General features: G+C 64.4%; 10 protein-coding genes. 8 read left to right on the top strand and 2 right to left on the bottom strand.

The features are described 5' to 3' along the window. Positions 1–112: 112 nt before the first annotated feature. From benA to ACFI9K_RS12395, 6 genes are all read left to right on the top strand, one after another. Positions 113–1498: a benzoate 1,2-dioxygenase large subunit gene (gene benA / locus ACFI9K_RS12420; protein WP_462663777.1), complete on the top strand. Its 1386-nt coding sequence runs from the start codon at positions 113–115 to the stop codon at positions 1496–1498. Position 1499: 1 nt separating this feature from the next. Further along, a complete protein-coding gene (benB, locus tag ACFI9K_RS12415) occupies positions 1500–2039 on the top strand; it encodes a benzoate 1,2-dioxygenase small subunit (RefSeq protein WP_462663776.1) in 540 nt (179 codons plus the stop codon). Positions 2040–2069: 30 nt separating this feature from the next. Further along, the gene (gene benC, locus ACFI9K_RS12410) at positions 2070–4766 is read left to right on the top strand and encodes a benzoate 1,2-dioxygenase electron transfer component BenC (RefSeq protein ID WP_462663775.1); all 2697 of its coding nucleotides are present in this window, start codon (positions 2070–2072) and stop codon (positions 4764–4766) included. A gap of 60 nt (positions 4767–4826) precedes the next feature. Next, entirely contained in the window at positions 4827–7520 is a 2694-nt protein-coding gene (locus ACFI9K_RS12405) for a helix-turn-helix transcriptional regulator (RefSeq protein WP_462663774.1), read from the top strand. 153 nt (positions 7521–7673) lie between these two features. Further along, complete coding sequence (locus tag ACFI9K_RS12400) at positions 7674–9023, top strand: MFS transporter (protein ID WP_462663773.1); 1350 nt, start codon at positions 7674–7676, stop codon at positions 9021–9023. Continuing rightward, positions 9020–10279, top strand: coding sequence for a benzoate/H(+) symporter BenE family transporter (locus ACFI9K_RS12395; protein WP_462663772.1), 1260 nt, complete (start codon positions 9020–9022; stop codon positions 10277–10279). Before ACFI9K_RS12400 ends, ACFI9K_RS12395 begins: the two co-directional genes overlap by 4 nt. 48 nt (positions 10280–10327) lie before the next feature. Here the strand turns inward: ACFI9K_RS12395 and ACFI9K_RS12390 are convergent, their stop codons facing one another. After that, entirely contained in the window at positions 10328–11503 is a 1176-nt protein-coding gene (locus ACFI9K_RS12390; RefSeq protein WP_462663771.1) for a 4-hydroxybenzoate 3-monooxygenase, read from the bottom strand. Positions 11504–11569: 66 nt separating this feature from the next. Further along, complete coding sequence (locus ACFI9K_RS12385) at positions 11570–12322, bottom strand: IclR family transcriptional regulator (RefSeq protein WP_462663770.1); 753 nt, start codon at positions 12320–12322, stop codon at positions 11570–11572. 47 nt (positions 12323–12369) lie between these two features. Here ACFI9K_RS12385 and ACFI9K_RS12380 point away from each other — a divergent pair, with 47 nt between their 5' ends. Both ACFI9K_RS12380 and ACFI9K_RS12375 read left to right on the top strand, forming a co-directional pair. Next, positions 12370–13233 carry an RNA polymerase sigma-70 factor gene (locus ACFI9K_RS12380; RefSeq protein WP_462663769.1) on the top strand — a complete coding sequence of 288 codons (864 nt, stop codon included), beginning with the start codon at positions 12370–12372 and terminating at the stop codon, positions 13231–13233. A gap of 106 nt (positions 13234–13339) precedes the next feature. Next, entirely contained in the window at positions 13340–14080 is a 741-nt protein-coding gene (locus ACFI9K_RS12375; protein WP_462663768.1) for an SDR family oxidoreductase, read from the top strand. Positions 14081–14148 lie beyond the last annotated feature (68 nt).

The raw sequence follows: 14148 nt of genomic DNA, 5'->3' as shown, positions 1-14148 counted from the left end.
GAAACGATCAATGCGCATCCAGGTTGGGCCTAGGCAAAGCCCTGGTGTGACGACGGCCACTCCCTGACACAGTCGCTTGTAATCGAACTCGAAGCGCCTGGAGGAACCCGATATGACCGACATGCTGGATCAGGTACAGAACACGATCGACAGAGCCGTGATCGACGACGCGGCTGCGGGCATCTACCGCGCCAACCGCAGCATTTTCACCGACGAAGAGGTCTTCGAGCTCGAGATGAAGCACATCTTCGAGGGGAATTGGATATACCTCGCCCACGAAAGTCAGCTGCCGAACAACGGCGACTACTTCACGGTGCACATGGGTCGTCAGCCCGTTGTCATCACCCGTGACAAGGACGGTGAGCTGCATTGCCTCATCAATGCCTGCGCCCACCGCGGTGCGATGCTGTGCCGGCGCAAGACGGACAACCGCACCACGCTCACCTGCCCCTTCCACGGCTGGACGTTCCGAAACGACGGCACGTTGCTCAAGGTCAAGGATCCCGACGGAGCCGGCTACCCCGACACGTTCGACGTCGACGGATCGCACAACCTCACCAAGGTCCCTCGCTTCGAGAGCTACCGCGGTTTTCTCTTCGCGAGCCTGAACGACGATGTCTCGACCCTCGCCGAGCATCTCGGTGACACCACGAAGGTCATCGACATGCTCGTCGACCAGTCTCCCGAAGGCCTGGAAGTTCTGCGCGGATCCTCGTCGTACACCTTCGACGGAAACTGGAAAGTGCAGGCGGAGAACGGAGCCGACGGATATCACGTCAGCGCGGTGCACTGGAACTACGCCGCGACCACCTCGCGCCGCAACAACGGCGAATCCACCAACACGACCAAGGCGCTCGACGCCGGCGGCTGGGGCAAGTCCGGCGGCGGCTACTGGTCCTACCCCAACGGTCATCTCTGCCTGTGGACCTGGGCGGCCAACCCGCAGGACCGCCCGCTCTGGGACCAGATGGACGCGCTGAAGGAGAAATTCGGCGACGCCAAGGGCGAATTCATGGTGAAGGGTTCGCGCAACCTGTGCCTGTACCCGAACGTCTACCTGATGGACCAGTTCAGCACCCAGATCCGGCACTTCCGGCCGATCGCGCCTGACAAGACCGAGGTCACCATCTACTGCATCGCGCCCAAGGGCGAAAGCAAAGAGGCTCGCTCACACAGAATCCGGCAGTACGAGGACTTCTTCAACGCCTCCGGCATGGCAACACCCGACGACCTGGAGGAGTTCCGCTCGTGCCAGCTGACGTTCCAGGCGACCAACGCGCCGTGGAACGACATGAGCCGCGGCGCGGAGCACTGGCTCACCGGACCCGATCCGGTGGCCGAGGCACTGGACATGCCCGGTGTCATCTCGGCGGGAGTCAAGAACGAGGACGAGGGCCTGTTCCCCGTTCAGCACGGCTACTGGCGCAAGACTCTGCTTGCTGCCCTCGACAAACAGCGCGCAACCGACACCGCATCCGCTGCAGCACAGGAGGTCTGACATGACTGCCACCGTCGACAACACCGATAACCGGCAGAGCGCCCCGGCTCGCCTGATCACCCAGTCGTCCATCGAGCAGTTCCTGTACCGCGAAGCGCGCTACCTCGACGATCGTGAGTTCGAGAAGTGGCTCACGTGCTACGCGGACGACGTCGAATACTGGATGCCCTGCTGGGACGACAACGATCTGCTCACCGAGGATCCACAGACCGACATCTCGCTCATCTACTACGAGAACAAGGGTGGGCTGGAAGATCGCGTTTTCCGCATCCGGACCGAACGTTCCAGTGCCACATCGATACCCGAACCGCGGACCAGTCACAACATCAGCAATGTCGAGGTCATCGAGCGCCGGGGAGACATCGTCGACATACGATTCAATTGGCACACGATGTACTTCCGCTACAAGACGATAGATCCGTACTACGGAACCTCGTTCTACACGATCGACTTCTCCGGCGACTCGCCGCTCATCCGGCGCAAGACCGTGGTGCTCAAGAACGACTACATCCACCACGTCGTCGACATCTATCACTTCTGATCGACCTGCCGTAATCCGAGGAGTTTCATCGTGAGCCATTCCGTCGCACTGTCCTTCGAGGACGGCGTCACCCGCTTCATCACCTGCGAGGACGATCAGACCGTCGCCGACGCCGCCTACCGTGCGCGCATCAACATTCCCCTCGATTGCCGGGACGGTGCATGCGGAACCTGCAAGGCTTTGTGCGAATCGGGTGAGTACGACGGCGGCACGTACCTCGACGACGCACTCTCGCAGTCAGAATCGGACGAGGGATACTGTCTGCCCTGCAGCATGAAGCCCTCCTCCGATCTGGTGCTGCAGATCGCCAGCACCTCGGCGGTCGCAAAAACTCGAGCGGCAACTCACGACACGGTGGTGACCGCGGTGGAAAAGCTCTCTCCCACAACGGTCAGACTCGCCGTCGAGGCACCCGCAGGTGGCACGCTTGCCTTCCTCCCCGGCCAGTACGTCAACATCACCGTCCCCGGTTCCGAGGAAACCCGGTCCTACTCCTTCAGCTGTGTGTCGGGTTCGGACGAGTTGGAATTCCTGGTCAAACTCACCCCGGGCGGACTGATGTCCACCTACCTGAGCGATACCGCCGCCGTGGGCGACAAGATCTCGTTCACCGGCCCACACGGCAGCTTCTTCCTACGCGAAGCTCAGCGACCGGCACTTCTGCTGGCCGGCGGCACCGGGTTGGCTCCCATCCTGTCGATCCTGCGCACCATGGCGGCCGAATCGAGTACTCGTTCCGTGCATCTCGTCTACGGTGCCAGCACCGACGACGATGTCGTTCAGCTGGACGAGCTCGCCGACCTGGCCTCGTCGTTGGATGCATTCACGTGGGATCACTGTGTGTCGGACCCCTCGACCACCGCCGCGAACAAGGGATACGTCACCGCCCTGTTGACCGATGCACACCTCAACGACGGAGACGTCGCGGTCTACCTGTGCGGTCCCCCTCCCATGGTCGAGGCCGTCCGAACGCACTTCACCGAGGCCGGCATAGAACCGACCGGCTTCTATTACGAGAAGTTCGCACCGTCCTCGGCAGCTGCGAAGGACAGTCTCGACGAAGAACCGGCCCCTGAGGTTCTGGTCGATGACGAGCCGGCCGCAGTGGACGATGTAGCCGAGCCTGCCGTTCTTCCTTCGCCACAGCGGGGCGTCGAGCCCAGTTCGGACGGCAGGACCATCTTCGGGAGAGCGGTGTTCGGGAGTAGTTCGGCGGAACCTCTGCACTCGCACGGCACCGGCATTTCGGTAACCGAGGAGGTCGACACCATGCGTGCGATCGCCGGTCAGCGCGTCGCCGTGGCCGGGTCGACGGCCCACCGGGTCGGATTGGACGAGGACTCCGATCTGCTGCAGACACCGGAGGCACATTCGGTTGCAGCGCAGCGTATCTGGTCGTCGCGAGATATCCAGCCGCTCGTTGTGCGCAGTCCCGAACCCTCTTCTGCTCCGACCTCGGAATACGAGATCGGCGAGGAGCACCCCTCGGTACACGAATCGGATGCAGTGTTCGAGGCCAGGCGCGCCCTCGAACTCGGTGCTCTCGAACTCGTGATCGGCCGACTGTCGTCGCAGCAAATCTCCGGATATCGGCTGTTGGCCGAGACCACCACTCGCTACGTCGACGGCGATCGGTTCGTCGATGCCGCGGCATACACCGAGACCAATGCCGCTTTTCACGACTACCTGTTCACCCAGACGGGCAACGAGCATCTGCTGCAGGCCTATCGGGCTCTCGGCGTCAAGGCCGCGATGGAAGACGTATTACGCAACGCGACGTGGTGCGACCCGCTGTGCGCCCAGGATCACCTGGACATCGTCGATGCGTTCGAGGCCGGGGACCGGGACCGCGCTCGGACATTGATCGCCGATCACGCCGACCGCTCGAAGGCGACGATGAAACGCGCCATGCACGAATCTCGCACCCAGAAGCGGCCCAAGTTCGTCAGTCCGGGCCGGTTCGCAGGCAAGGTCGTGTTGATCACCGGCGCGGCCCAAGGCATCGGCGAATTCGTGGCTCGCCGGATCGGAGCCGAAGGCGGAGCACTGATTCTGGCCGACCGGTCAGAGTTGGTCGAATCTCTCACCGAGGAATTTCGGCAAGACGGAGTCGAAGCCACTCCCGTCATCGCCGACCTCGAAACATGGGAGGGCGCTTCGTCGGTGGTGGACGCCGCGCTCGGCACGCACGGCCGCGTCGACGTGTCGATTCACGTCGTCGGCGGCACCATCTGGGCCAAACCGTTCGCCGAGTATCCGCCCGAGCAGATCGAGAAGGAAATATCCCGGTCGCTCTTCCCGACGCTGTGGTCCTGCCGCGCCGTGATTCCGCACATGATCGAACGCGGCGGGGGCACCATCGTCAACGTCTCCTCGGTCGCCACCCGCGGCATCCACCGGGTGCCCTACGCAGCAGCGAAGGGAGGCGTCAACGCCATCACGTCAACTCTGGCCCTCGAGGCAGCACCGTACGGGGTTCGTGTGGTTGCCACGGCTCCCGGCGGCACCGACGCTCCGCCGCGACGCGTCGCTCGTGGGCCCGCACCTTCGACGGAGCAGGAGAAGGATTGGTACCAGGCCATAGTCGACCAGACCGTGGACTCGTCGTTGCTCAAGCGCTACGGAACCCTCGACGAGCAAGCCGCTGCCATTTGCTTCCTTGCCTCCGACGAGGCGTCGTACATCACCGGCACCGTGCTTCCGGTGGCCGGCGGCGACCCGGGCTGAGGCATGACCGTGTTGGTTCGATCGGCGGACGCACCCGCGCGACGCGGATACGGTGACGTCATGTCCCCTTCACCGTTGATCGGCCGCGGTGAACTGCTGGACGTCCTGATCCGGGCACTCGACGGCTCGGCGATCTTCGTGGTGCTGACCGGCCCGGCAGGCATCGGCGCATCGTCGATTCTGCGTGAAGTGGAACGGACGGTCGGCGGCGAGGGAGTGCGCACGGTGGTGCGCCGCGCGGGTGCTGTGCCGTGGGAGACGCACCTGCCGTTCGGCCTGGTGACGCAACTCGTCCCGGAAGTGTCGAACGAAGGGACGGACCCGGTCGAGTGGGGACACCGCATCGCCGACGCGTTGTCGACGGACGGTACGACGATCCTGCTGATCGACGACGCACACGATTGTGACGCGGACTCGCTGCGCGCTCTCGCCTCCGCCGTTCGGCATCACCGAGCCGCGAAACTCATGGTCGTCTGTACGCGAAAATCGTTGCCCGACGGATCGATCGAATCGCACCGGGTTCTCGATCGCGCTGCAGACATGTCCCTGGCCGTACCGGCGCTGGCGAGCTCGGCGATTGCCGAGCTCGCCGCATTGCAGGGGGTCATCCTGTCTCCGTCCGCGGCTGCTCACCTGACGCATCACACCGGTGGACGTCCGCGACACGCCTCGGCGCTACTGGACGAGGTGCCGCGCGAGACCTGGAAGGGTGTTCGCCCCGACCTACCTGCGCCCGCCTTCGTGGAGGCACACGTTCGGACCACACTGGCTCTCTGCACAAACGACGCGCGGGCACTGGTCTCGGCCGTCACCGTTCTCGAAGACGGCAGGCCGTTGACCACGGTGTGCGAGGTCGCCGGCATCGACGATCCCTGGCCTGCTGTCGATCTCGCAGAACAACTGGCACTGGTGACCGTTCGACGCAGTTCCGCGGCGACCATCCTCGAAGTTCGCGATCCCATGGTCCGCGCTGCGGTGCTCGCGACGATGAGCAGGGTCGAGCGGGCGCAGGTACATCGAGCCGCTGCCGCAGCGGAGACCGACCCGGCCGATCAGCTCGCTCATCTGGTTCACGCGTCGCCGTTGCCCGATCCACTGGTATCGGACCGCCTGGACGTACTGGCGGCGACGCGCGCAGGAATCGGCGAATGGGCCACGGCAGCACGGCTGTATCTGCTGTCGAGTCGATCGACCGAGGACCCGCATGCGCGCGAGGACCGGCTAGTGCGTGCGGTGGATGCCCTCATCGGTGCCGGGGACATGCGGACTGCCTCCGACTACATCGCCGAGATCGAGAGTTTCCGGGAAACCCCCACTCGCAATGCAGTACTCGGCTATCTGGCTATTCTGCGCGGCCGCCCCAACGAGGCCGACGCTCGGCTCACTCGGGCATGGCAGCTGGTACGGACGCGGCACGACCCCGAGGTCGCAGCCGTGATCTGTCATCGGCAGGTACTGCACAATCTGGCCCGGTGCGACGGTGCCAACCTCGTGATGTGGGCCGATCGCGCAGTCGAACTGGTCGGAGCAGACCACGCGACCGCAGTGGAAGCCCAGTCCATTCGGGGTCTCGGCCTGGCCGGCACGGGCCGTGTGGCAGAAGCACTGACCAGCTACCGAGACCTGTGGGGTCACGCCAGTACCGGGGCCGTCGGACAACGGGTGCAGATGGGTGCAGGCTGGCTCCACTTCGCAACGGACCACATCGACCTCGCGCGCTCGGAACTCGAAGCCGCCGCACCGACCGACTTTCTCGGCGGTTCCACGCGAATCTCGTTGTGGGCCCACGGTTGGCTGGCGCGCACATATTTCGTCACCGGTGAGTGGGATGCGGCGCTTCGGTTGGTAGGAGCCGGTTCCGACCTCGCCGACCGCTCCGGTGCCGCATTGATCGTTCCGCTGCTCCAATGGACCGCGACGCAGATACACGCGCTCCGCGGCGACTGGGAGGCCGCAGCCACCAGCGCACACCGAGGCGACTCCGGTGCGCGTGACTACGAGATCATGCGGGTACCAACCGCTCTCGGTCGGGCAGCCATCGCGGAGGCTCGAGCCGACTACGCCGGGGTCCTGCGCGCACTGGCCCCGTTGACCGAGCAGTGGGCTCAGGCAGACGTATCCGAACCCGGCTTCTGGGCGTGGCCCGATGTGTACGCCAATGCGCTTATAGTCGAAGGCCGACTCCACGAGGCGGACGAGTTCCTGAGTCCGCACGAGGCGAGAGTGCGCGATCGTGGGCATCGGTCCGCACGCGCACGCCTTGCCTGTGCTCGTGGTCGGTTGCACGGCGCAATGGGCGATCTCGATTCTGCCCGAGCATCATTCGAGGATGCACTCGCTTCGTTGGCACCACTGCCGTTGACGTACGACCGCGCCCGGGTCAACTATGCCTACGGACAGACCCTGCGTAGAGCCGGTAAGCGACGCGAGGCCGATGCCGTCGTCAGTGCGGCCCGTGAAGGCTATCTGGCGCTGGGGGCCACCACGTACGTACGGCGGTGCGACCGTGAACTCAAAGCCGGTGGCGTGCATGCAGTTCTGAAGGACAGAGCGCACGATGCACTGACCCCGCAGGAGGACGCCGTCTCGAGCCTGGTCGCCACCGGCATGACCAATCGTGAGGTGGCGGCCGAATTGTTCCTCTCGGTCAAGACGGTTCAGTTTCACCTGACCCGGGTGTACGCGAAAATGGGTGTCCGTTCGAGAGCCGAGCTGGCCGCGGCGCGAACCACCGACGACGGCTCCACAACCTGATCGAAACGCGCCGGCTTTCGCAATGCCGAGGTAAGCACTAGGCAAAGCCCTGGTGTGACTCAGCACACAACCTGGGACAGTAAGTCGACCCGCCCGGCCGTCAGCGCCGATTCGTCCCTCGAAGCGGTATTCCCTGACCGAAAAGGATCCCCGATGAATGCCCCGGACTACACCGCCAACACCAGTTGGGCCAGTGACCGACACCGCCGCAGCGTGTTGTGGATCGTCGCACTGTCCACGGCAGCAATCGTTTTCGACGGCTACGACCTCGTCGTCTACGGCACCGTACTACCGACTCTGCTTGCCGATTCTGCTCAGTTGGGTGCGCTGGATCCCGAAACCGCAGGTGCGCTGGGTTCCTACGCACTGATCGGGGTCATGGTCGGCGCTCTGACCGCCGGAGCCTTCGGTGATCGAATCGGTCGTCGCAGAACGATGTTGACGTGCATCGTCTGGTTCTCGATCGGAATGGGGGCCACCGCCCTCGCACAGAACGTCACGATGTTCGGCGTTCTGCGGTTCCTGACCGGTATCGGGGTCGGCGGCCTCGTCGCCACCGTCGGAGCGATGATTGCCGAATTCGCACCCCCCGGACGGCGAAACCTGTTCAACGCCATCGTCTACAGCGGAATTCCGGCCGGCGGTGTGCTGGCATCCTTGGCCGCGATCAGCCTGCAGGATTCCATCGGTTGGCGCGGACTGTTCTGGCTGGGTGCGCTGCCACTGTTCGTCCTGCTGCCGCTGGCCCTGCTTCGGATGCCGGAGTCACCGCGGTGGCTTCTCGCGCACGGACGAGTCGCCGACGCACAGAAGATCTGCGCACGGACCGGCATTCCGATGCCGGAAGCCGAACCGGTCGTCGCCGGAGACCGCGTCGGATTCGCAGCATTGGCCCGCAAGCCGCTGCTACGACCGACTGCCCTGCTCGGGCTCATGAGTTTCTCCGGGCTGCTGCTGACCTACGGCCTCAACACCTGGCTGCCACAGATCATGTACGAGGCCGGCTACAACGCCAAGGGATCACTGTCGTTCTTGTTGGTGCTCAACGGCGGTGCCATCGTGGGTGGTTTGATCGCATCGCGCATCGCGGACCGTACCGGACCCCAACGCGTCATCGCGGTCACGTTCTGCCTCGCCGCGCTGTCGTTGGTACTGCTCACGCTGAACTTCCCGATCGGAGTTCTACTCGTCGCCGTGGCCGGTGCCGGCATCGGTGCCATCGGAACCCAGGTGCTGATCTACGGATTCGTCTCCAACTACTACCCCACCACCGCTCGCGCGGCCGGCGTTGCCTGGTGCGCCGGATTCGGCCGGCTCGGCGGCATACTCGGACCGCTGCTCGGCGGAATCCTGCTCGGAGCCGGCATCGCGTCGTCCACCGCGTTCTACATCTTTGCCGTCGTAGCGCTGCTCGGCGCTCTCGTCACCACCGCCGTCCCCGCTGTTCGGGCCCTGCGCCAGTCCGATCCAGTATCCAGCGAACCGATGAAAGTGGCTGAATGACAGATACTTACGAGAGCGCGACGTCGAGTCAACTCCCGGAGCATCGCCCGCCGAGTCTGCGTGATCTGCGCGCCGACTTCGGCGGGCAGTACGTCGGAGCAGGGGCCACCGGCGTGCTCTTCAGTGCAACCGGGCCGGTTGCAGTCATTATGGGAGCCGCGGCAGCGGGTTCACTCACTGCCGAGCAGACCGCGTCGTGGGTCTTCGGGGTGTTCGTGCTCAACGGCATCCTCACCGTGCTGACGAGCTGGGTCTACCGGATGCCGCTGAGCTTCTTCTGGACGATTCCGGGCACTGTTCTGGTCGGTCAGTCGTTGGCCACGCTGACCTGGCCGGAAGTCGTCGGGGCCTACCTCGCTACCGGAGCCCTCATCATCGTTCTGGGAGCCACCGGGATGGTCACGAAACTGATGGCTTTCCTGCCGCACAGCGTCGTGATGGCGATGGTCGCCGGCGCATTCCTGTCGTTCGGAACCGGACTGGTGCAGTCTGTTTCGTCCAACGTGATCGTGGCAGGTGCCATGGTCGTGGCATGGATTGCGCTGACCCGATCTGGTAGGTGGTCGACACGGATACCGCCGGTGCTCGCGGCATTGGTTGCCGGTCTCGCCGCGCTCGTGGTCACAGGCGGTTTCGCCCCAGTGAGCGGCCCTGCGGCAGAGCTACCTCTGATCGGTCTGCCGGAGCTCGTCGCGCCGACGTTCAGTGGCGCGGCACTGGCGCAGTTGGTGATACCGCTCGCCATCACGGTGATCGCGGTGCAGAACGGTCAGGGTGCTGCGGTACTGACTGCTGCGGGCCATCGACCACCGATGACCGTGGTCACGATCGCGTGCGGGATCGGGTCGCTTCTCGTCGCTCCGCTGGGAGCGGTATCGACGTGTCTCGCCGGCCCCACCAACTCCTTGCTCGTTGCCGTCGGTGAGCGGGCGCGGCAGTACACGGCCGGAATGACCTGCGGCGCACTGGCCGTCGTGGTGGGTCTCCTGGCACCACTGCTGGTACGTGGCGTGGCCGTGGTACCCGCAACATTCATTGCCGCCCTCGCAGGTCTGGCCATGCTCGAGGCGCTGCGCGGTGCCTTCACTGCTGCGTTCTCCGACTCGACCGGCCGCCCGGTGCTCGCGCCCCTGATCACGTTGCTGGTCACCATCTCGGGCATCGACGTCGGGGGCCTCGGGGCTCCGTTCTGGGGACTGGTCGCCGGCGTCGCCGTCACCTACGTGCTGGACCGCCGAACTCGAAGTTGTGGATGAATTGCGGGCAGATTGCGTCCATAACTTCGAGTTCGGCAGCGCACTACGTCAGAACCCGATCGGCAGACCGGCGTAGTTCTCCGCCAGTCCCATGGCACCCGCTTCGCTGGACGCCACCCACTTCAGCTGGGAGAGCTGCAGTTGCGCGTCGAAGGGGTCGTCGCCGATGTGCAGCATTGTCGTCATCCACCACGAGAAGTGGGTGCAACGCCAGACGCGTCGAAGTGCGGTGTCGCTGTAGCTGTCGGCCGCTCGGGAATCGTTGCCCTTCAGCTTCTGCGCCATAGCCGGTGCGAGCATAGCGACATCGGCGACAGCAAGGTTGAGGCCCTTCGCTCCGGTCGGCGGCACGATGTGCGCGGCATCCCCCGCCAGGAATAGATTTCCGTGCCGCATCGGGGTCTGCACGTAACTGCGCATCGGCAGCACGCTCTTCTCGGTGATGGGGCCTGGTGTCAGCTCCCATCCGTCCTGGCCGTGTCCGAGGCGTACCGCCAAGGCATCCCAGATGCGGTCGTCGGACCACGTGTCGATGTCGGTGCCGTTCGGCACCTGCAGGTAGAGCCGACTGACCGTCGACGACCGCATCGAGTGCATCGCGAATCCGTCCTGATGCCAGGCGTAGATCAGTTCGTCGGTCGAGGGTGCGACGTCCGCGAGCACACCGAGCCAGGAGAAGGGGTATGTACGTTCCCAGGTATTACGCACCGCATCGGGCATGGCAGCCCGGCTCGGCCCGAACGAACCGTCGCATCCGGCAATGACATTCGCGTCGATGCGCATCGCATTGCCCGACGCGTCGGTGAAGGTGACGTACGGTGCGTCCGATTCGACGTCGTGCAATGCCGTGTCGGAGACGTCGTAGTAGATCTGCTGGCCGGCCTTTTCGCGTGCTGCCACGAGATCCTTGGTGACCTCCGTCTGCCCGTACACCCAGACGGTCCGATCGACCAGTTCACGAAAGTCGATGTGGTGCCGCTCTTCCGGCCACTGCAGGTAGATGCCCCGGTGCTCGTGGCCCTCGCGGTGCAGTCGCTCACCGAGTCCGTGTTCGTCGAGCAACTGAACCGTGGAGTGCTCGAGAATTCCGGCTCGAATTCGAGACAGCACGTATACCTGGGTACGTGACTCGATCAGGATCGAGTCGATTCCCTGCTCGCCGAGCAGGTGGGACAGCAACAGACCCGCGGGCCCTGCACCGATGATGGCAACCTGTGTACGCATGCGGGAAGTAGACCCTGGGATCTCGACCCTTACAAGGCTTTCCTTCCACTGAGTGGAAGGGTTGAACTATGCGCCCAGACTTCGTCCGATCCCGCGGGCCGCAACAGCGAGCGCAGCAACCAGTTTCACCCGATCGCGGCCCAGCTTCGGGACCACGATTCCCAGAGCGGCAACCACGCGGTCTTCACCGGCACGCACGGGCACCGCCACCGAACACGCACCGAGGGTCATCTCCTCGACCGTCTGCGCAAAGCCCTCGCGACGCACTCGGCGCAGTTCGTTCTCGAGTTGACCGGGCTGAGTCACCGTGTACGCGGTGATGCGATTCAGCGAGTGCATGACTCGCTCCTGTACATCCCTCGGCGCGTACGCCAGCAACACCTTGCCGACGCCGGTGGCGTGCAGGGGCAGCCGAGCACCGACGCGACTGACTGCCGGAACCGATGCGTGGCCGGCCAACCGGTCGAGATAGAGGACCTCGTCCCCGTCGCGGATGGCCAGGTGCACGGTCGCGAGCGTGGCTCCATAGATGTCGTGCAGAAACGGTGACGCGATGTCGCGAAGATCGGACTGATCGGGGGCGAGCATGCCCAGTTTCCACAACCGCCGACCGACGACGTAGCGACCGTCCTCTGCGCGAACGAGTGCGCCCCATTCCACCAGTTCGCGCACCATCCGATGCGCTGTGGCAATGGGCAGACCGGCACCGTCGGCCAGTTCGGTCAGTGTCAGTGCAGGGGTCGTCTCATCGAACACACCGAGCAAGGCCAGCAGCCGCGCGGCCACCGAGACTCCGGGGTCTCGAGCATTACCAGCCACCTCATGGACGATAGTGTCCCCACGAGACAGAGAGTGAGACCACGCCGATGACCGACGACGGCACCGCTGCATTCGAGCTGGCTCGCCCGCGATTGTTCGGGATTGCCTATCGCATGCTGGGCAGCGCCGCCGAGGCCGAGGATGTGGTGCAGGACGTCTGGCTGAAGTGGCACGCCACCGACCGCACCACCGTCCGTAATTCACTCGCCTTCCTCACCACCGTCACGACACGCTTGGCCATCAACGTCACGCAGTCGGCGCGGGTGCGGCGGGAGTCGTACGTCGGCCCCTGGCTGCCCGAACCGATCGACACCCGAGCCGATCCGGCGACGGTGGCAGACAACGACGCCACGGTCGAGCTCGCTGTTCTCGTTGTGCTGGAACGGCTTCCGGCCCGTGAGCGAGCCGCCTACGTTCTCCGGGAAGCATTCGACTATCCGTACGGCCAGATTGCCGACATAGTGGAGACGACCGAAGCCAACGCGCGTCAACTGGTGACGCGTGCCCGCAAGCACCTGGCCGACGCACGTCCGACGCCTGTCGACTCCGACCGCCATCGTCGACTGCTCGACGCCTTTCTCGCCGCAGCCAAGGAAGGTGACCTGGCCGCTCTGGAGAAGATCCTGGCGCACGACGTGGTGAGCTTGTCCGACGGCGGCGGCAAGGTGAAGGCTGCAGCCCGAATACCGATTGTCGGACGCAGCCGAGTCGCCGCATTCGTCGCGGCGTTCTCCTCGCACTTCTGGACGGGAGCCACGACGTCGTTCACCGAGGTCAACGGAAAGGCTGCCGTACTGATCGTGCGTGAGTCGACGGTGACCACGCTGATGACCATCGACGCATCCGAGCACGGCATCGGCACCGTCCTGTGGGTGATGAATCCGGACAAGCTGAACGCGCTGTCGCGCTAGGTGTCACAGATCGGAGCGCTGTCCTGTCAACACTGTGACCGGCAGCAAACAAGAGTTGACCGGCTCGTCTCGCGGGCTCCCTTCCTGCGGCAAAGAGAGGATTCTCATGAAGATCGTTGTCATCGGCGGAACCGGCCTCATAGGTTCGGCGGTTGTGACCATGTTGACCGAGCACGGTCACGATGCGATAGCGGCGTCGCCCAAGTCCGGTGTGAATACTCTGACCGGTGAGGGCCTGGCCGATGTCCTCGTCGGTGCGAGTGTCGTGGTCGACGTGTCCAACTCACCCTCGTTCGAGGACGCGGCCGTGTTGGATTTCTTCACACGCGCGACCACCAACATCCTCGCAGCCGAAGCGAGTGCGGGCGTGCAGCACCACGTTGCACTGTCCGTGGTCGGCAACGACCGTTTGCCCGCCAGCGGCTATCTACGCGCAAAGGTGGCCCAAGAGAACCTGATTCGCGCATCGTCGGTTCCGTACACCCTCGTGCGCGCAACGCAGTTCTTCGAGTTCTTCTCCGCCATCGCACAGGGCGCGACGACGGGCGACGAAGTCCGGTTGAGCTCGGGTCTCGTCCAGCCGATCGCGGCACACGACGTGTCGACCGTTGTCGCTCGTGTCGCGCTCGAGGCACCGCGCAACGAGACGATCGAAATCGGCGGCCCGGAAGCGTTCGGGCTCAACGAATTCGTGGAGCGAGGATTGAAGGCACGCGGCGACAGCAGAACCGTCGTCGCCGACGATCAGGCTCAGTACTTCGGCACACTGTTGCACGACCGCGAGCTGGTTCCAGGCGATGGGGCCGAGCTGTCCACTACTACCTTCGCAGCCTGGCTCGAGTCCTGATTCTTGCCGAACTCGACGTTATGGACATATTCCAGCCGAGAATCATCCATAACTTCGAGTTCGGCAGG

The organism is Rhodococcus sp. PSi06, from assembly GCF_054960675.1.
Note: the sequence above shows the minus strand (reverse complement) of the source record. Positions and strands in the feature narration are given on the sequence as shown.

Coding starts and splice junctions, on each gene's coding strand:
- ACFI9K_RS12400 (WP_462663773.1), top strand. CDS start 7,674: ATGAATGCCCCGGACTACACCGCCAACACCAGTTGGGCCAGTGACCGA.
- ACFI9K_RS12405 (WP_462663774.1), top strand. CDS start 4,827: ATGTCCCCTTCACCGTTGATCGGCCGCGGTGAACTGCTGGACGTCCTG.
- ACFI9K_RS12395 (WP_462663772.1), top strand. CDS start 9,020: ATGACAGATACTTACGAGAGCGCGACGTCGAGTCAACTCCCGGAGCAT.
- ACFI9K_RS12380 (WP_462663769.1), top strand. CDS start 12,370: ATGACCGACGACGGCACCGCTGCATTCGAGCTGGCTCGCCCGCGATTG.
- benA (WP_462663777.1), top strand. CDS start 113: ATGACCGACATGCTGGATCAGGTACAGAACACGATCGACAGAGCCGTG.
- ACFI9K_RS12375 (WP_462663768.1), top strand. CDS start 13,340: ATGAAGATCGTTGTCATCGGCGGAACCGGCCTCATAGGTTCGGCGGTT.
- ACFI9K_RS12390 (WP_462663771.1), bottom strand. CDS start 11,503: ATGCGTACACAGGTTGCCATCATCGGTGCAGGGCCCGCGGGTCTGTTG.
- benB (WP_462663776.1), top strand. CDS start 1,500: ATGACTGCCACCGTCGACAACACCGATAACCGGCAGAGCGCCCCGGCT.